Here is a 19,883-nt window from a genome sequence, read left to right as displayed (position 1 = left end):
CTCATTTACCGAAGTAAATTCCGCATCGGCGGCTGTTTCGCGCACGTCTCAGCGCTCTTCTCGATCTACGACTCAGCAGTCCAGCGGGTTGCGCTTCTCAGGGTCGATGCCGAACTTGGTAATGGCTTCAGCCACGACCTTAGGCTCGATATCGCCACGATCAGCCAAGGCTTCCAGAGCTGCCAGCACCACGAAGTGACGGTCGACTTCGAAGAAGTGACGCAGCTTCTTGCGGCTGTCGCTGCGGCCGTAGCCGTCAGTGCCCAGGACCTTGTATTCCTTGGTAGGAACCCACTGACGGATCTGGTCAGCGAACAGTTTCATGTAGTCGGTCGAAGCGATCACCGGACCTTTACGGCCACCCAGGCATTCTTCAACGTAGCTCACTTGTGGCTTCTGGCCCGGTTTCAGACGGTTGCTGCGCTCGACGGCCAGGCCGTTGCGACGCAGTTCGTTGAAGCTGGTGACCGACCACACGTCGGCGCCGATGTTGAACTGCTCGCGCAGGATCTTCGCCGCTTCGCGCACTTCGTTGAGGATGGTGCCGGAGCCCATCAGCTGAACGTGGTGAGCCGCTTCGCGCTTGTCTTCTTCGAGCAGGTACATGCCCTTGATGATGCCTTGCTCTACACCGGCCGGCATCGCTGGCTGATGGTAGTTCTCGTTCATCACGGTGATGTAGTAGTAGACGTTTTCCTGCAGCGTCATCATCCGGTGCGTGCCTTCCTGCATGATCACCGCCAGCTCGTAGGCATAGGCAGGGTCATAGCTGCGCACGTTCGGGATGGTGCTGGCCAGCAGGTGGCTGTGACCGTCTTCGTGTTGCAGGCCTTCGCCGTTCAGCGTGGTACGGCCCGAGGTGCCGCCCAGCAGGAAGCCGCGGGTTTGGGCATCGCCCGCCGCCCAGGCCAGGTCGCCGATACGCTGGAAGCCGAACATCGAGTAGAAGATGTAGACCGGCAGCATCGGGGTGTTGTAGTTGCTGTAGGCAGTACCCGCCGCGATGAACGAGGAGAACGCGCCTGCCTCGTTGAGGCCTTCCTGGAGGATCTGGCCGTCTTTCTCTTCGCGGTAGTACATCACCTGATCGCGGTCGACTGGCTCGTACAGCTGGCCGACTGGCGAGTAGATACCCAGCTGACGGAACATGCCTTCCATACCGAAGGTACGGGCTTCGTCGGCGAGGATCGGAACGATGCGCTTGCCCAGCTCTTTATCCTTGACCATCGAGGCCAGGATGCGGCCGAACGCCATGGTGGTGGAGATTTCGCGGTCGCCCGAGCCGTCCAGGACGGATTTCAGGGTTTCCAGCGGCGGCGTCGGGATGCTGATGTTGCCGCGGTTGCGCTGAGGTAGGGAACCGCCCAGCTTCTCGCGGCACTTGCGCAGGTATTTCATTTCCGCGCTGTCTTCGGCAGGGCGGTAGAACGGCAGCGCTTCCAGTTCGGAATCGTTCAGCGGAATGTCGAAGCGATCGCGGAATTTCTTCAGCGACTCGATATCGACTTTCTTGGTGTTGTGCGCGGTGTTCTTCGCTTCGCCCGCACCGGTACCGTAACCCTTGATGGTCTTGGCCAGGATGACGGTAGGCTGGCCTTTGTGGTTGACCGCCTGGTGGTACGCTGCGTAGACCTTGTACGGGTCGTGGCCGCCACGGTTGAGTTTCCAGATCTCGTCGTCGGACAGGTTCTCGACGCGCTTGAGCAGCTCCGGATCGTCACCGAAGAAGTGCTTGCGCACGTAGGCGCCGTCTTTGGCCTTGTAGTTCTGGTACTCGCCGTCGATGGCTTTGTCCATGCGACGCTGCATGCGGCCGTCTTCGTCCTGGGCGAACAGTGGGTCCCACATGCGGCCCCAGATGACCTTGTTGACGTTCCAGTTGGCGCCACGGAACACGCCTTCCAGTTCCTGGATGATCTTGGAGTTGCCACGAACCGGGCCGTCCAGACGCTGCAGGTTGCAGTTGATGACGAAGATCAGGTTGTCCAGGTTCTCGCGGCCCGCCAGGGAGATGGCGCCCAGGGTTTCCGGCTCGTCGCACTCGCCGTCGCCGATGAAGCACCAGACCTTCTGCTTGCCGGCCGGGATGAAGCCGCGGTTTTCCAGGTACTTCATGAAGCGCGCCTGGTAGATCGCGGTGATCGGACCCAGACCCATGGAAACGGTCGGGAACTGCCAGAAGTCAGGCATCAGGTGCGGGTGCGGGTACGAAGACAGACCGCCGCCGTCCACTTCCTGACGGAATTTGAGCATCTGCTCTTCGCTCAAGCGGCCTTCCAGGAAAGCGCGAGCGTAGATGCCAGGCGATGCGTGGCCCTGGTAGTAGATCAGGTCGCCGCCGTGTTCTTCGGTCGGAGCCTGGAAGAAGTAGTTGAAGCCGATGTCGTAGAGGGTCGCGCTGGAGGCAAACGTGGAGATGTGGCCGCCCAGGTCTGGGTCCTGCATGTTCGCGCGCATCACCATCGCCAGGGCGTTCCAGCGAACGATCGAGCGGATGCGGCGTTCCATGAACAGGTCGCCTGGCATGCGCGCTTCGCGGGTTACCGGGATGGTGTTGCGGTATGGCGTGGTGATGGCGTAAGGCAGTTGCGAGCCGCTACGGGTAGCGAGTTCGCCCATACGGGTCATCAGGTAGTGAGCACGGTCTTCGCCTTCTTTGTCGAGAACCGATTCCAGGGCGTCCAGCCATTCCTGGGTTTCGACGGGATCGAGGTCTTGCATGGCTTGCTCCAGGGCGGAAAGGCTTCCAGAATCGGTCGCCTGAGTTTGTTGCGACTGGCCTTGTGGGCAGACGGTATAAAAATTCTTGGATCGCCGGCGTTGTACCCGGCGTTGTGTAGTTTTACTACAAATCTTTGGCCGTTTCAGCTTTTCGACTTGTATATACAGTAGTAAAACTACAGCTGAACGATGTTTTCGCTCGTGTGAAGCTGTGAAACGAATCGCTGATTTTGGTTAAAACAACAAGTAGATCAAGTGAAACGTTGAGCTGGTGGTCAAAAATTATATGAAACCAGCAATTTTTAACCTTTGTTCGACAGTCCAGCCCGTTTTGTAGGTAAAACCACCACATCGGGTAGTCTTTTGAACGCCGATCAAGGATAGACCATGAGCCTTCCTTCGCTGGCTGATCTGCCGGCCATCCTGCTGCCGTTGGTCACACGGGCACAACAGTCCTTTGGTATAGCGCTGTCATCCCTGAGCGATGTCGATCAAGCGGCTTTCGCTGCCTGGCCTGACGCACGCCGCGAAGCGTTCGACCGCGTCTGTGCATCCAGTGATTTCGTTGCCGAGCACATCATCCGCGAGCCGCGCATGTTGCTGGAACTGGCCGGATCCGGCGAGCTGGAGCGCAGTTTCGCGCCCGGCGAATTGCGTGGGCAGATCGCCGCTGCGGTGGATCTGGCCACCAGCGACGATGAGCTGGGGCGTAATCTACGTCGGCAACGCACGCGCCAGCAAGTGCGAATTATCTGGCGCGATCTGACCCGCCAGGCCGATCTGATCGAAACCTGTCGTGACCTTTCCGACATGGCCGATGGCAGTATCGACCTTGCTTATAAGTGGCTGTACGAACGCCACTGCCAGCAATTCGGCACGCCCACCGGGCGACGCAGCGGCGAGCCGCAGCAGATGGTCATCCTCGGCATGGGCAAGCTGGGTGCGGTGGAGCTGAACCTGTCTTCGGACATCGACCTGATCTTCGCCTACCCCGAAGGCGGCGAGACCCAAGGGGTGAAGCGCCCGCTGGACAACCAGGAGTTTTTCATCCGCCTGGGCCAGCGGCTGATCAAGGCGCTGGACCCGGTCACGGTCGACGGTTTCGTGTTCCGCGTCGACATGCGCCTGCGCCCCTACGGTTCGTCCGGCGCGCTGGTGCTCAGTTTCAATGCGCTGGAGCAGTACTACCAGGATCAGGGCCGCGACTGGGAACGCTACGCCATGATCAAGGCGCGGGTGGTCGGCGGCGACCAGGCCAAGGGCGCTGAGCTGTTGGAGATGCTGCGGCCCTTCGTCTATCGCCGCTATCTGGACTTCTCGGCCATCGAAGCGCTGCGCACCATGAAGCAGCTGATCCAGCAGGAAGTACGACGCAAGGGCATGGCGGCCAACATCAAGCTGGGCTCGGGTGGCATTCGCGAAGTGGAGTTCATCGCCCAGGCGTTCCAGCTGATCCACGGTGGCCGCGACCTGAGCCTGCAACAACGGCCGTTGCTCAAGGTGCTCAAGACTCTTGAAGGCCAGGGCTATCTGCCGCCCGCGGTCATCAACGAGCTGCGCGAAGGCTATGAATTCCTGCGCTACACCGAGCACGCCATTCAGGCCATCGCCGACCGCCAGACCCAGATGCTGCCCGATGACGAACAGGATCAGGCGCGCATCGCCTTGATCATGGGCTTCGCCGATTGGGACAGTTTCCATGAGAAATTGATGTATTGGCGCGGCCGGGTGGACTGGCATTTCCGCCAGGTGATCGCCGACCCCGATGAAGACGAGAACCCGCAGGACGGCGGCGAAGAAGTCGTCGGCGGCGAGTGGTTGCCGCTGTGGGAAAACTCACAGAATGAAGAAAGCGCCTGCCTTCAATTGCAGGAAGGCGGATTCGTCGACGCGCAGAAAGCGCTGAATCATCTGAACAACCTGCGCAACAGCTCGCAATTGCGCTCGATGCAGCGCCTGGGCCGCGAGCGGCTGGACGCCTTTATTCCCCGCTTGCTGGCTCAGGCGGTGGAGCATTCCGATCCTGATCTGGTACTTGAGCGCGTGTTGCCGCTGGTCGAAGCCGTCGCCCGTCGTTCGGCCTATCTGGTGTTGCTCACGGAGAACCCCGGCGCCCTGCGCAGGTTGCTGACGCTGTGCGCGGCCAGCCCGTGGATTGCCGAGCAGATTGCCCGCTTCCCGCTGCTGCTGGATGAGTTGCTCAACGAGGGCCGGCTGTTCAACCCGCCTCAGGCGCTGGAGTTGGGCGCCGAGTTGCGCGAGCGCCTGACGCGCATCCCCGAGGACGATCTTGAGCAACAGATGGAAGCGTTACGGCACTTCAAGCTGGCCCACAGCCTGCGCGTGGCCGCTTCGGAAATCAGCGGCAGCCTGCCACTGATGAAAGTCAGCGACTACCTGACCTGGCTGGCCGAGGCGATTCTGGAGCAGGTGCTGGCGCTGGCCTGGCGGCACACGGTCGCTCGCCACGGTGCGCCGCGTCGGCCGGATGGCACGCTGTGCGATCCGGGCTTCGTGATCGTCGGATATGGCAAGGTCGGCGGCATCGAGCTGGGGCATGGCTCGGACCTGGACCTGGTGTTCATCCACGATGGTGACCCGCAGGCCGAAACCGACGGCGCCAAGCCGATCGACGGTGCGCAGTTCTTCACTCGCCTGGGCCAGCGGATCATCCATTTGATCACCACGCAGACCAACTCCGGGCAGCTCTACGAAGTGGACATGCGCCTGCGGCCGTCTGGCGCGTCGGGGCTGTTGGTCAGCTCGCTGGGGGCGTTTTCACGCTATCAAGAGAACGAAGCCTGGACCTGGGAGCACCAGGCGCTGGTGCGCGCGCGGGTGCTGGTGGGCAGCGATGACGTGGGACAGGGGTTCGAGCAAGTGCGCGCGGCGGTGCTGGGTCGTGAACGCGATCTGGACACGCTGCGGGTGGAAGTCAGCGAGATGCGCGCCAAGATGCGCGACAACCTCGGGACCAAGGGCACGACCGCCGGCAAGGGGGCCAATGCCTTCGATGCCGCCTCGTCGTTCGACCTCAAGCAGGACGCCGGTGGTATCGTCGATATCGAATTTATGGTGCAATACGCGGCCTTGGCGTGGTCCAGAGAGCACCCCGAGCTTTCGCGTTACACCGATAACATCCGCATTCTGGAAGGTCTTGAGCAGGTCGGGCTGATGCCCGCCGCCGATGCCAGCCTGCTGCGCGAGGTGTACAAGGCGTACCGTTCAGCCGCTCACCGGCAGGCCCTGCAGAAGAATCCGGGCGTGGTCAGCGGCGATCAGTTCGCCAGCGAGCGGCATGAGGTGATGCGGATCTGGGCGCAGTTGGGGTTGAGTTGAATTTGCTGGGTTCTTGAGTGAATCCATTGGCCCTTTCGTGAGCAAGCTCACTCCCACAGAGGATCGCGTTCTCCTGTGGGAGTGAGCTTGCTCGCGAAGAGGATAGTGTTCCCTAGTGGGAGTGAGCTTGCTCACGAAGGGGGCAGCAAGAACGCTGCAAAATCCGGATTATTACTGGATCTATATAAAAGCTATGACAGGGAGGCGTCAGGCTGTGTGGAAGCGTCACGCAGTCTGATTGGCCTCCCTGCTCGTTTCTGGTCGTTTTGGATTGAGCATGAGAATTCTGATCGTAGGGCCCAGCTGGGTCGGTGACATGGTGATGGCGCAAACGCTGTTCCAGTGCCTGAAACAGCGTCACCCGCAATGCGAAATCGACGTGCTGGCGCCCGAGTGGAGCCGGCCGATTCTTGAGCGCATGCCCGAAGTGCGCAAGGCCTTGAGCTTTCCGCTCGGCCACGGCGTGCTGGAGCTGGCGACCCGGCGCAACATCGGCAAGTCGCTCAAGGGCCAGTACGACCAGGCGATCCTGCTGCCCAACTCGCTCAAGTCGGCGCTGGTGCCGTTCTTCGCCGGTATCCCGAAACGCACCGGCTGGCGTGGCGAATTCCGCTACGGTCTACTCAACGACGTGCGCACGCTGGATAAGCAGAAATACCCGCTGATGATCGAGCGTTTCATGGCCCTGGCCTATGAAAAGAACGCCGAGATCCCGCGCCCGTACCCCAAACCGAGCCTTTCGATCGAAATCGCCAGCCGCGACGCCGCGCTGGCCAAGTTCGGCCTGACCCTGGATCGCCCGGTGCTGGCGCTTTGCCCGGGTGCCGAGTTTGGCGAGTCCAAGCGCTGGCCGTCCGAGCACTACGCCAAGGTCGCCGAGGCGAAGATCCGCGAAGGCTGGCAAGTCTGGCTGTTCGGCTCGAAGAAGGATTTCCCGGTCGGCGAGAGCATTCGCGAGCGGCTGATTCCCGGCCTGCGCGAGGAGTCGGTGAACCTCAGCGGTGAAACCTCGCTGGCCGAGGCCATCGACTTGCTGTCGTGCGCCGATGCCGTGGTCTCCAACGACTCGGGCCTGATGCACGTGGCTGCCGCGCTGAATCGCCCGCTGGTGGCGGTCTACGGTTCCACTTCGCCGGGTTTTACCCCGCCGCTGGCCGATCATGTCGAGATCGTGCAACTGGGCATCGAGTGCAGCCCGTGTTTCGAGCGCACCTGCCGTTTCGGCCACTACAACTGCCTGCGCCTGCTTGAGCCCGACTCCGTGATCAAGGCGCTGGACGGGCTGGGCGGCGCACCGGTCGAGGTCGCCTGAGTTGCGGGTACTGCTGATCAAGACGTCGTCGCTGGGTGACGTGATTCATACCCTGCCAGCCCTGACCGATGCGATGCGCGCGCTGCCGGGCATCGAATTCGACTGGGTGGTGGAAGAAGGCTTCGCCGAGATCCCGACCTGGCACCCGGCGGTGGCCGGGGTGATTCCGGTGGCGATCCGCCGCTGGCGCAAGAACCTGTGGCAGACGTTCAAGAACGGCCAGTGGCGCCAGTTCAAGCAGCGCCTGCGCGACACTCGATACGATCTGGTGATCGACGCTCAGGGCCTGTTGAAAAGCGCCTGGCTGACCCGCTACGTCAAGGCGCCGATTGCCGGGCTGGACAAACAGTCCGCCCGCGAACCGCTGGCTGCGCGCTTTTATGACCGTACCTATGCCGTGGCCCGCGGGCAGCATGCAGTGGAGCGCACGCGGCAGTTGTTCGCTCAGGCGCTGGGTTATTCGCTGCCGCAAGGCGTGGGCGACTACGGCCTGGACCACAGCCGGCTGCTCAATCCCGAGGCCGAAAGCGCTGCGCCCTTCGTGCTGTTTCTGCACGGCACCACGTGGGCGACCAAGCATTGGCCGGAGCTGTACTGGCGGCAACTGGCCGAGCGTATCATCGCCCAGGGCCTCGAAGTGCGCCTGCCCTGGGGCAACCCGGCGGAAAAGGCCCGCGCCGAACGCATCGCTCAGGGCCTTGATAAAGCCGTGGTGCTCCCCAAATTGAATCTGGCCGGCGTTGCCAAAGTGCTGGCCAGCGCCCAGGGCTGTGTGGCGGTGGACACCGGGCTCGGCCATCTGGCCGCGGCGATGGACGTGCCGACCCTGTCGCTCTACGGCCCGACCAACCCGGGCCTGAGCGGCGCCTATGGCAAGTCCCAGGTTCATCTGGCGGGCGATTACCCGGCCTGTGCGCCGTGCCTGCAAAAGAAATGCACCTATCGACCGACGGCTGAAGATCAGCGCCGGTTCGATACCGAACGCGAGTGGCCGCTGTGCTTCTCTCGCCTGAATCCCGAGCGTGTGGCCACCGAGCTGGGTGCGCTGCTGCCGGCAAAGGAACATCCCTGATGCAACTGGCATTCGTGCTTTATAAATACTTTCCCTTCGGCGGCCTGCAGCGCGATTTCATGCGCATCGCCCTGGAGTGTCAGCAGCGCGGCCATTCGATTCGCGTCTACACCCTGATCTGGGAAGGCGACGTGCCGCCTGGCTTCGAGGTGCTGGTGGCGCCGGTCAAGGCGCTGTTCAACCATCGGCGCAATGAAAAACTCACCGACTGGATGAACGCTGACCTGGCCAAACGTCCTGTGGATCGTTTGATTGGCTTCAACAAGATGCCGGGCCTGGACGTGTATTACGCCGCCGACGGCTGCTATGAAGACAAGGCCCAGAACCTGCGCCACGGCCTGTACAAGTACTGGGGCCGCTATCGCCACTTCGCCGATTACGAGCGCGCGGTGTTCGCTAAAGATGCGAAGACCGAAGTGCTGATGATTTCTGAGGTGCAGCAGCCGCTGTTCATCAAGCATTACGACACGCCGCTCAAGCGCTTCCACCTGTTGCCGCCGGGTATTTCCCAGGATCGTCGGGCGCCGGTCAATGCCGCCGAGATTCGCGCCGATTTCCGTCGAGAATTCAAGCTGGGCGATGACGACCTGCTGCTGGTGCAGATCGGCTCAGGCTTCAAGACCAAGGGCGTGGACCGCAGCCTCAAGGCGCTGGCGGCGCTGCCCTCGGAGTTGCGCAAACGTACGCGTCTGTTTGTCATCGGTCAGGACGACCCCAAGCTGTTCCAGATGCAAAGCACCGCGCTGGGCCTGACCGACAACGTCACCTTCATGAAAGGGCGCAGCGACATCCCGCGCTTCCTGCTGGGCGCCGACGTGCTGATTCACCCGGCCTACAACGAAAACACCGGCACCGTGCTGCTCGAAGCGCTGGTGGCGGGTTTGCCGGTGCTGGTCAGCGCCGTGTGCGGTTATGCCCACTACATTGCCGAGGCCGACAGCGGCCTGGTGCTGGATGAGCCGTTCGAGCAGAACCAGCTCAATCAGTACCTGGCGCGCATGCTCAAGGACGATGCCGCGCGCAGCGCCTGGGGCAAGAACGGCCTGGCGTTCGCCGAAACGGCGGATCTCTACAGCATGCCGCAGCACGCGGCGGATGTGATTCTGGCGGAGCACCACGGATGAAACTGATCCTTGCTGAACCCTTCAAGAGCCTGTGGGCCGGGCGCGATGCGTTCGAAGCCGTCGAAGCGCTGGAAGGCCAGGTCTATCGCGAACTGGAAAACCGCCGCACCTTGCGTACCGAGGTCGACGGGCGCGGTTACTTCGTCAAGATCCACCGCGGCATTGGCTGGGGCGAAGTTGCCAAGAACCTGCTGACCGCCAAGCTGCCGGTCCTCGGCGCAGGCCAGGAGTGGCAGGCGATCAAGCGCCTGCAGGAAGTCGGCGTGCCGACCATGACGGCCGTAGCTTACGGCGAGCGCGGCAGCAACCCGGCAGCGCAGCATTCGTTCATCGTCACCGAAGAACTGGCGCCGACCGAGAGCCTGGAAGATGTGAGCATCAATTGGGTGAAAGAGCCGCCTCAGCCTCGCATGAAGCGCGCCTACATCGCAGAGGTCGCGCGTCTGGTCGGCATGATGCACCGCGCCGGGGTCAACCACCGCGACTGCTACATCTGCCATTTCCTGCTGCACACCGACAAGCCGGTCACACCTGAAGACTTCAAGCTTTCGGTAATCGACCTGCATCGCGCCCAGACTCGCCTGGCGATCACGATGCGCTGGCGCAACAAGGATCTGGCGGCGCTGTATTTCTCGGCGATGGACATCGGCCTGACCCGGCGCGACAAGTTGCGTTTCCTCAAGGGCTATTTCCTGCAGCCGCTGCGCCAGATTCTGGCCGAGGAAGCCGCGCTGCTGAGCTGGCTGGAAGGCAAGGCCGACAAACTGTACAAGCGCAAGCTGCGCTACGGGGATGCGCTCTGATGGCGGGTTGGAATCTGGAACCCGAATACGCCGCGCTGGCCGAGGATTTCGGCTCGCTGGACGCGGTGTTCGCCCTGCAGGGCGAGCGCCTGACCCGCGACCCGCTTTCGGAAGTGATTCGTGTGCAGCGCGACGGCGTGAATTATTACGTCAAGCGTTACGTGGCGGCGGGCAAGGGCCTGCGCCGTTACCTGGGGCGCCCGCGGGTCAAGTCCGAGTGGCAGAACCTCAAGCGCTTCGCCAAGTGGGGCATTCCCACCGCCGAGGTCGTGGCCTGGGGTCTGGAGCGCAATGGCGCGGCCTATGACCGTGGGGCGTTGATCACCCGTGAGTTGCCGCGCACCGAAGACTTGTCCGAGATCGCCCGGCATCACGATCTGCGCCTGAAGGACCGTTCGTGGGTCGATCACGTCAGTCAGCAAGTGGCCCGCTACACGCGTACCATGCACGACAACCACTTCACCCATAACGATCTGAAGTGGCGCAACCTGCTGGTGGACGATCAGTCGACGGTGTTCCTGATCGATTGCCCCAACGGCGCGTTCTGGGTCAGCTTCATGCTGCGCTATCGCATCACCAAGGACCTGGCGTGTCTGGACAAGGTGGCCAAATATCACCTGTCGGCCACCCAGCGTCTGCGTTTCTACCTGCAATACCGGGGTCGCGAGCGTCTGAACGCCTCGGACAAGAAGCGCATTCGACACATCGTCAGCTTTTTCGAGGGGCGCGAATGAGCGTGTTCATTGCCGACGCCGACCGTGCGCTGCTGGAGCGCCATGGCCTGGCGGATTTCGATTCGTTGTGGGAAGTCGAGCTCGATGCCGTCGACGAACCCAACACCGGCCGCGGCGGCTGGAGCAGCGTGTACCGTCTGGAGCTGGAAGGCTCGGGCTATTACCTCAAGCGCCAGAGCAACTACCTGACGTACACCTTGCATCACCCGTTTGGCGAGCCTTCGTTTTCCCGCGAGTTTCGCAATATCAGCCTGTATCAGAAGCTCGGCATCCCCGCGCTGCATGCGGTGTTCTACGGCGAGCAGAAGGTCGATGGCGAGCGCCGGGCGATTCTGATGACACGCGCGCTGGATGGCTGGACCGACCTGGACGCGTTGCTTGCGCAGTGGGGCGAGCTGTCGGCGACCCAGCGTCTGGCGATCCTGCAGGCCTGTGGACAACTGGCGCGCACGCTGCACAAGGCCGGGCAGGTGCACGGCTGCTTCTACCCCAAGCACATCTTCCTCAAGGCGCGAGGCGGCGCGTATCTGGCGCAGCTGATTGACCTTGAGAAAACCCGCAAATCGATCTTCGGCCAGCGTGACCGTGTCAAGGACCTGGAGCCGCTGCTGCGCCGGGCGCCGATGTGGAACGAGGCCGAGATCCGCGAAATGCTCGCTGCCTATGTGCAGGCGCCGGGGGACAGCGGGTTGGTGGATTCGTGGTGGCAGCGCTTGGCGCGACGCGGCAGCCATAAGCGCGCCGGGCGGTAAGCATGATTGAATCTGGATTGGCAACCTGTGGGAGTGAGCTTGCTCACGAAGCGGTCCGTGCATCCGATGGATCTTCTGTGTCAGCCCGGCCTTCTTCGTGAGCAAGCTCACTCCCACAGGTAATGGGTTGCTTGCCAGGTCAGTGAGTTGATCCTGATTGATAAAAGAGGACGCCGATGCGTTTGTCTGAACTGAAAAACGCCGGTCGTGCACCGGCGCTGCCCTTGAGCATCGAGCTTGCCGATGCCGCCGGGCCTGCGCAGTTGCAACTGCTCAGCCTGCTCCGCGTGTTGCCGGGGCAGCGTTATGTGGGCGCGGGTATCTGGCGCGGTCGTCCGGTGCTGGCCAAGTTGCTGGTGGGCAGCAAGGCCTCGCGGCATTTTCAGCGTGAGCGCGCAGGCGTGCAGTTGCTCGCCCAGCAGAATCTGACCACGCCGCTGTTGCTGGCCGAAGGGCTGCAGGAAGGCGAGGGTGGCTGGCTGTTGTTCGAGTTCCTCGATCAGGCACACAGCTTGGGCGATGCCTGGAAAGCCGTTGAATCCTTGCCGCCACTGGCCGACGAGCAACAGGCAGTGATCGGCGAGGCGCTGGGCGCCGTTGCGCAGATGCACGCCAAGGGCCTGTGGCAGGAAGACCTGCACCTGGACAACCTGCTGCGTCACGGCGGCAAGCTGTACCTGATCGACGGCGCCGGCATCCGTGCCGAAGAGGCGGGCAAGCCGCTGTCCCGGCAGAAGGTGCTGGAAAACCTCGGCGTGTTTTTCGCCCAGTTGCCCAAGTCGCTGGAGCCCTTCACCGAAGAACTGCTGGTGTATTACCTGCTGAGCAACGGCGAGCACGCGCTGCCGGTCGAGGCGCTGCAAAAGCAGATCGACAAGGTCAGCGCCTGGCGCTTGAGGGATTACCTGATCAAGGTCGGGCGCGAGTGCAGCCTGTTCAGCGTGTCCGATGGGCCGTTCGCGTTGCGGGCGATTCGTCGCGAAGAAGAGCCCGCCATGCTGCCGGTGCTGGAAAAAGCCGATGCGCTGATCGACGGCGGCCACCTGTACAAGACCGGTGGCGCCGCCAGCGTGGCCAAGGCCGAAGTCGCGAGCCGGGAGCTGGTGATCAAGCGCTACAACATCAAGAACTTCGCCCACTGGCTCAAGCGTTTCTGGCGCCCGAGCCGCGCCTGGCATTCCTGGCGTGAAGGCAACCGCCTGATGTTCCTCGGCATCGCCACGCCCAAGCCGCTGGCCTTGCTGGAACAGCGTTTCTTCTGGCTGCGGCGCAAGGCCTATCTGGTGACCGAATACCTGCCAGGCCCGGACATCATCGAACGCTTCGCGCCCTACGTGGCCAATGGCGATGCACCGGAAAACGAGTTGCAGGCGCTGGACACCTTGTTCGCGCAACTGCTGCGCGAGCGCATCAGCCATGGCGATCTCAAGGGCCACAATGTGTTCTGGCACCAGGACCGCTGGGCGCTGATCGACCTCGACGCGATGTGCCAGCACAGTTCGCAAAGCGCGTTCGCCGCAGCATTCGCCAAGGATCGCGCGCGTTTCATGCGCAACTGGCCAGCGGACAGCGCGCTGCACCAGTTGCTGGAGCAGCGCCTGCCGAAGGCGTCTTGAGGTTTGCAGAACAGCGACAGCCCGGCGGCTGTCGCTGAGTTTGCCGGGTGTTTAGCCGACTCGGGTCAGATTGATTTCCTCCAGCGCCATGATCAACGTATCGATATCGTCGTAAGGTTGGCGATGCACGTCTTTCCAGGTAGGGCGTTCCAGGTAAACCTTGCCTGCCGCGTTAACCTGCACTGGCGTGCGATGGATCGCCCCGTCTCGCGATCGGTGAACGATCACATGTGCGCCTGCGCTGTGTTCGGTAAAGAACATGCCGGGGCGTGAAAGGCGTTGATCGAGTGGAAGCTGCTGGGGAGGGCGAACGCTGAGCAGGCTGGCGGGGGGCTGCATTTCAATCCTGAAATCCCCTTTGAGAAACACTTCCTTGTCATGCATCGGCAGCCAGAGATTTTCTCCCGGGTCCAGGCTGATTTTCTGCCCTGATCCGGGGAGCCCATCAGTGACCCGCACGCCAATCCCGCCTTCCAGTTCGGCCAGACCGGGCGCGGATTCGGCGAAGGTATTGGAGTGGCTGTTGCGCACCAGTGCTACCCACCTGTGTTTGCCCATGATTGCCTGATGGCGACGAATGGTGCGCGAAGCGAAATACTTCATCACCTGTTGACGAGTGGTCCAGCGTTCATTGGCACCTTTGAGGTGGTAGCTGGCAGCGCAATCGATCGCGCGCACTTCGATCCCCTGATTGCGAGCCCTGAGCACCAGCTTTTCGAAGGTGTAAACGCTAGCCGGGCCAGTCCCGTGCCCGTTATCGAGCACTTTGAGGCTGTGCTTGAGGCGCTGGCTCATGATGCCGGTTTCGGCGAAGCGATCCAGGTCCGCTTGATGCAGATCGGTCAGCAGGTGTTCCAGATAGAGCGTCTTGACGTTTTGCTGGCTTAACAACGGGAGGTTGTCGATGATGAACTGCTTGCTGACTATCGAGTCGCGCAGCTCGCCAATGACCATGCCGTCGGTCTGCTCGTACAGCCGTTCGATAAACGTCGCGGGGGTAAGTTGTGGGTCGAGGGCCGGCATGACCGGACGCGCCGGCAGCTCGGCCACCAGAACTTTGCGGGCATCACGGATCAGCTTGTCCCGAAGCGCGTAAAACTCGCCCTGGACCTTCATCATCATCGGGTCATCGATTTGCAGGTATTGGGTGTCCATCCCTCTGCGTTCGAAATAGGCCAGTCGGTACAGCGTGTCTCTGGACGCGAGCGGCAGCTCGTACCTGGGGTCCGCCAGTGACTGTTGCAAAGCGGTGGGAGGGCTGGCGCTGGCAGGCTCGGATGACGCGCGCAACCATCCGGAACTCTCGTCCCAGCGCCATGCGGCTTCAGCCGCGTTGCTACTCTCGACAGTCGCACTCGCCCTGCTGCCGGGCAGGACGGGGTCCGGGCTTGACGCAGTGATCGGCGTCTTGGGCGTTGCAGGTGGGCTGGCCAGGTAGGTCTGGGCGAATTCGATGTTGAAGTCGCAGGGGGCATGGGTGGTCTCGGTCTCAACCAGGCTCGCCTGACGAGTGAGTCGCGTTGTTCCGCCTGCGGGGATTTCCTCGATGTGGGCGCTGATTGCACCTTGCAGTTCGGCGATACCGGCGATGCCCTCATGAGTCGTTGCTTGTTTCTGGTCAACCAGGGCTATCCAGCGTTTGGCAGGAGCGCTGGTCATGTCTTCACTGATGACTTTATGAGCGAAAAAATTGCTCATCTTTTGAGCAGCGGCACTGTCTGTCGATGCACTGGCCACGGGATGAAGTTGCACGTCATAGCTGGTGGAGGCACTCAGTGGCCTGACCTCGATGTTGTGGCGATGGGCCTCCTTGATGAGGTGGTAATAATCGAAGTCGCGGCTCAGGTTGTTCAGGGCGCCGCCATTGATGGCGTCCAGGTGATGCTTGATTTCATGTGAGCCTGCTCGAACCTTAGCTCCCCTGGCACGGTACTTGGCGAGCTTCTTCAGGTGTTTGTCGGTGAACAGGTGTGGCAGGTAGAGCACTTCGACGCGCTGCTCCACCAGATGCTGCATGTGCTGCATCAGAAATCGTTTGCTGGCGATGGACTTGGGCGCTTCACTGAGTACCAACCCATTGCTGCGGGAGAATGTGTCGATGAGCCAATCACTGACACTGGCGGATGACTCGACTTCAGGGAGTACCGGGCGCGCGGGAATCGTCGGCATGTCGGAAAAGAATGCGTTGGCGTCCTGGTAGAGCGCCTCTCTCAGGTTCTTGTACGTCTCCCCGACCTGTGCGTGATAGGCCTCGAACAGTTCGTCCAGGCCCATTCCATAGCCCATCGGTTCGACTTCAGTGGTCTGCAGGATGTTTTCCAGATGAGGTTGCAGCGCTTTGGGCATCTCGTAGTCATGGCGGGTCTTGGGCGCAGCGTTCGTTCCTTCCACCTCTTCGGAAAGTGGCTTGTAAGTGCTGGGCGTTTCATTGCCACCGCCGCGCAACCCTTCGCGGCCCACCAGCCGCCATTGATCCTGATCGTTCAACCTGACCGGCTGGCGTCCGAAAAACGCAAACGGGTTGGCAGGATCGATGATGTGCCAGCGGCCCAAGGCGGCGTCGTAGTGCACCTCGTAAATCAGATCGTTCATCTGGATGTAGCACTTGCCACGGTACTGGCTGACGCCTTTGCCATGGGCCAATTCGAGTGGCGACAGTTGCGAGCGAGCGATGTTGACGGCGCGATCGGCACTGACCACCGTACCGGTCGCGACCCCGGAGGCACTGGATTGACCGAGAGGCTGCCAATCGCCGGCGGTGTTCCTGACGGCGTAATGCCGGGTCGAATCGATGTCATCGACATCAGATCCGACGTTGCGAAACACCGCCGCGTGATGGTTCGTGTTGGGCCTGGCCAGCAGGTAAGGCTCTCGGTTCAGTTCGACCGGGAACAACTCGTCATAGGTCGGCAAGTCTGTGGACTGTTTGAAGGCAACCGGGCGCGCAGGGCTTTTCGAGTCCCTGGCGAGCTTGCGTGCTACACCGCCAAACCCTTTCAAGCCTACGGCAAGGTCGCCCGCGGCTCCGGCCATGTTGAGGACCGATGCCAGAATCAGCCCGTTGGCCTCTTGCGGCGAGTGCCCCGCCAGAGCCTGAACGGCCTTGAGGTTGTCGCGCAGCGACAGCGCCACACCCACGGCAAAGCTGGCGGGAGGGAAGGGCAGTGTCAGTACCGTGGCAATGATGTCGACGCTGGTCCAGATCATCTGGCTGAGCATGTCATGCCGGCCGGTGGTGGTTTCTTCCACGTCGCGCAACTTGCGTTCGACCACGCGGTTGAAGCAGATCTGGGCAAAGTCCGCGATCGAGTCTTTGGGCAGGAACGGAGCTTTGTTGGCGTTGCCCTGTTTCATGTCGTTGAGGAAGAACGAGAGGATTCGGCGCGCCTTGATCCGGCAGCGGTCCTTGTAATAGTCGATCATCCCGGGTTGTTCGAGTGATTCGACGAAGCTGGAGAACGCACGGAACTCAACCCCGTCGGGTGCTTGCGGGGTATAGAGCAAGGCGCTCTGACGCAAATGGGTTGGCAGAAACGCGAAGCAGCCCTGGACGGTTTCGACCTGAGTCAAGTTGGTACTGGGGATGACCAACTGGTCGATCAGTTTCAGGTGGGAGGCGATGAACGGTTTATCCACGTGAATCTGCAGAGGATAGATCGGGTAGCGTCGGCGGGTTTGCGCATCGGCGGCATGAACGTGGCTGATCGATTGTTCGAGCCATTGATACTGCGCCTCATCGATATTGCCCTTCAAAAGGCTGCGCAAGGCCGCTGTCTGCATCTGAACTTGAGCGATACGCACGGCAGCGTCCCGCCGTGATGAGTACGACGCCGCACTTGCGTCCAGCAGCGTACCCTTGACGAGTGCTGCGTAGTCATCGGCCAGCCATGTGCCGCGCACGGAGGCTGCGACCTTTGCCGGTGTGAGGGCGCTCAGGTCGACGTCTTGCGGCCCGGTAAACGTCGCGACGGTATCTGCCGAAGCGTTGATCAGGTCGATGCTGTCGTCGTAGCCGTTGCGTAGCATCAGGGTGTAGGTCAGGGTTTCCTTCTCTGACGTCACGATGATTTTGTCAGGGTCGACCGAGCCGGCGGGCATGCCCAGCAAGCGGTTGATCTTCTCGCTCGCGCGTCGGTGCACGTAGTCTTCGAACGCCTCGACCTGCGGATATTTGGCTGCCTTCTCATGCTCGATCGCACCGTTCGCCGCATCTTCCAGCGCGATCAGCTTCTGGCGATTCGCCTCGATGGCCTGGTGATACCAGCGCGGCGTATGGGCAGCATGTTCGGCAAGCGTCGTTGCAACCTCGTCCTCAGTGAGCTTGCGTAACGCTGTGCCGTAGTCGTTCAACGTGACCAGTTGCATGAAATCGGGGGCCGGTGCGGGCAGATGTTCAAGCGATTGCAGTACGGTTTTCAGTGCCGGGCGCTCGCTGACCGAAGCCTGCCCGATCAGGTAATCGGTCAGTTGTGTATCGGTGGTCCAGCTGGTCAGTTCCTGCAGCAGTCGGATTTCGTTGTAGAAGCCCATGAAGCGCTGTTCGCGCGGTGCATCCGGGGTGAACAGGATCAGCCGCTCCAGTGCGCCGCGCGTGTTCTCGTGGCGAAACACTATCATCCGGTTCATGTCCGAGGTGCCATTGAGCCGGATGCGTTGCACTTTGAATGCCTCGCCTTTAGGCGGCGCTTCGGACTGGCGGATGGCTTCGACGACGCGGTAGTCGTCGAGGGTGATGTGGCCCTGCATCTTCGCTGAACACGCGGCTTCCGCAACTTTAAGGTCCAGCAGATCGCGCATCAGTGCCTGGTTTTCAGTCTGGGCGTAAATGCCCCGCTGGTATTGCGCAAAGCCTGTGCGCAATTTCAGCCTGGCGACCAGTTCACCGACATAGGCCGTGGTTAGCAAAGCATGCGCATCCCCAGAGATATCGCCGTCGATGTTGATCGTGGTGCGGGTCAGGAAGTCCGATCCCTGTTGCTCGTCGCCCGGGTGCAGGCCATAGAGGGCCAGTTCGGGCAGCGTCCGGACAGTGGAATAGCTGTCATCGCTCAGCGGCAAGTCGCGCAAGGTCCGCAGCGTGATCCGGGCAGGGTCCAGGTCCAGGCCCAGGTCGTTGGCAAGGCAGGTGCGCAGGCTGACTTGCGCGAATTGCTCTGCAGACTCGGCGCCATTGAGTACGCTGGACAGCGCCACGCGGGCCTGATCGTAGCGTTCCAGGCGGCCGAGATAGTGCTGAACATCCTGTATCGGCGCTTTTTTGATCCAGTAGGGAAGATCATTGCGTAACGCTGCTTCATCCACGGCCTGCTCACGTCGTTGCAGCATTGCCGCGGGTCCGAACAGCCCCGGCATGCGCATGGCCGTTTCAATCTGCTTCTTCAATAACGTCCGCTCGGTACCGACATGCTGTTCGCAAGCGTGAAGCAGATCGTCCCGCTGTTTTGCAAACTGGCGTTTCAGCGCGTGTTTGTAAGGGTCGTTTTTGATGAGGGACAGCCGTATGTCAGCTGTGTCGAATGCATCCAGCGACAGCTGTGTGTCATTCGTTACCGCCAGCACGGTGCCCTGGTGGCGCTGGTCTGCATTCCTCAGCAGCGCCCATCGCAGGGTTTCATCGTTGAGCCACTTAGCGACGGTTTCAAGCATGACCTGCCGAGAGGAAAACTCGATGAGCCCGCAGCCGGGTAAAGCCAGCAGCGTATGTGCGATGCCAATACCCATGACCAGTGCGCCCCTGATTTCCACCAGCGAGCGGGAGTTGAACCTGATATGCAATGAATGGACGGACACTGCGTTCTCGTCCTCGCTTTGGTCGAGGTCGGGCAGAAGCGGTGCGATGTCGTATGCAAGGTCGTTTTCGTGGGACTTCAGGACGGATTCGTCCTGCAATGCCTGCTTCAGTTGTTGACTGAACAGTGCCCGGCGGCTCTGGCCCTTCGCACTGGGGGCTCGCCAATATTCATCGAGACGTTGCTGCAGCCTGTCCAACTGCTGGTCGACCTGTTCCTTGTCCTGATTGATAAGGGCATCGAGCAACGATGATTCGACCGGGGGCAATGCATCAAGCTCTGCGTCCAGATGCTCGGCGATATCGGACAGGCGCTGGAGAGCGGCACTGGCGGCTGGCTGGGTCGAGGCAGGTATCGCCCTGGCCGGTGTGTAATTCTGCATGAAGTGTGAGTTCCTTGGTCCCATGAACGGGGACCTTGATGGCGCGGAAAGAACCGCGAGATTCATTGCTTCAATCAATCACTCTTCGTTCATGTCGAGGGGGTACATATGTATAAGGAGGCGTCGGCGTATCTGGTCAGCGTGTCGGCGCACCGACAAGACGGTTTTCGCCGCCCAGCGCCATATCGGCTTCATTACGCTATAATCCCGCCCTTTAGCTGCCCGCCGTGCTTGCGCCG

The 19,883-nt window shown here is 61.4% G+C and carries 10 protein-coding genes; 8 read left to right on the top strand and 2 right to left on the bottom strand.

What is annotated here, in order from left to right:
- Positions 1-72: 72 nt before the first annotated feature.
- Positions 73-2,721 carry a pyruvate dehydrogenase (acetyl-transferring), homodimeric type gene (aceE, locus tag AC1MEK_RS22630; protein WP_480398508.1) on the bottom strand — a complete coding sequence of 883 codons (2,649 nt, stop codon included), beginning with the start codon at positions 2,719-2,721 and terminating at the stop codon, positions 73-75.
- 387 nt (positions 2,722-3,108) lie between these two features.
- Here aceE and glnE point away from each other — a divergent pair, with 387 nt between their 5' ends.
- The 8 genes from glnE to AC1MEK_RS22590 all read left to right on the top strand — a co-directional run bounded on the left by glnE (position 3,109) and on the right by AC1MEK_RS22590 (position 13,473).
- On the top strand, positions 3,109-6,060 hold the full coding sequence (gene glnE / locus AC1MEK_RS22625; protein WP_480398507.1) for a bifunctional [glutamate--ammonia ligase]-adenylyl-L-tyrosine phosphorylase/[glutamate--ammonia-ligase] adenylyltransferase: 2,952 nt from the start codon (positions 3,109-3,111) through the stop codon (positions 6,058-6,060).
- A gap of 277 nt (positions 6,061-6,337) precedes the next feature.
- Complete coding sequence (gene waaF, locus AC1MEK_RS22620; RefSeq protein ID WP_480398506.1) at positions 6,338-7,372, top strand: lipopolysaccharide heptosyltransferase II; 1,035 nt, start codon at positions 6,338-6,340, stop codon at positions 7,370-7,372.
- A 1-nt stretch (position 7,373) separates the two neighbouring features.
- The gene (gene waaC / locus AC1MEK_RS22615) at positions 7,374-8,444 is read left to right on the top strand and encodes a lipopolysaccharide heptosyltransferase I (protein ID WP_480398505.1); all 1,071 of its coding nucleotides are present in this window, start codon (positions 7,374-7,376) and stop codon (positions 8,442-8,444) included.
- Positions 8,444-9,568, top strand: a complete 1,125-nt coding sequence (locus tag AC1MEK_RS22610) for a glycosyltransferase family 4 protein (protein WP_480398504.1) — start codon at positions 8,444-8,446, stop codon at positions 9,566-9,568. The genes waaC and AC1MEK_RS22610 overlap by 1 nt, the downstream gene beginning before the upstream one ends.
- Positions 9,565-10,371, top strand: coding sequence for a lipopolysaccharide core heptose(I) kinase RfaP (rfaP, locus tag AC1MEK_RS22605; protein ID WP_480398503.1), 807 nt, complete (start codon positions 9,565-9,567; stop codon positions 10,369-10,371). The genes AC1MEK_RS22610 and rfaP overlap by 4 nt, the downstream gene beginning before the upstream one ends.
- Positions 10,371-11,105 carry a lipopolysaccharide kinase InaA family protein gene (locus AC1MEK_RS22600; RefSeq protein WP_480398502.1) on the top strand — a complete coding sequence of 245 codons (735 nt, stop codon included), beginning with the start codon at positions 10,371-10,373 and terminating at the stop codon, positions 11,103-11,105. The genes rfaP and AC1MEK_RS22600 overlap by 1 nt, the downstream gene beginning before the upstream one ends.
- On the top strand, positions 11,102-11,857 hold the full coding sequence (locus AC1MEK_RS22595) for a lipopolysaccharide kinase InaA family protein (RefSeq protein WP_480398501.1): 756 nt from the start codon (positions 11,102-11,104) through the stop codon (positions 11,855-11,857). The genes AC1MEK_RS22600 and AC1MEK_RS22595 overlap by 4 nt, the downstream gene beginning before the upstream one ends.
- A 176-nt stretch (positions 11,858-12,033) precedes the next feature.
- Positions 12,034-13,473 carry a lipopolysaccharide kinase InaA family protein gene (locus AC1MEK_RS22590; RefSeq protein ID WP_480398500.1) on the top strand — a complete coding sequence of 480 codons (1,440 nt, stop codon included), beginning with the start codon at positions 12,034-12,036 and terminating at the stop codon, positions 13,471-13,473.
- 51 nt (positions 13,474-13,524) lie between these two features.
- On the opposite strand, the gene AC1MEK_RS22585 is transcribed toward AC1MEK_RS22590, so the two are convergent.
- Positions 13,525-19,644, bottom strand: coding sequence for a dermonecrotic toxin domain-containing protein (locus tag AC1MEK_RS22585; RefSeq protein ID WP_480398499.1), 6,120 nt, complete (start codon positions 19,642-19,644; stop codon positions 13,525-13,527).
- Positions 19,645-19,883 lie beyond the last annotated feature (239 nt).

Source organism: Pseudomonas sp. 2, assembly GCF_056627435.1.
The sequence above is the reverse complement of the archived record's forward strand: the minus strand, read 5'-3'. Positions and strand labels throughout refer to the sequence as shown.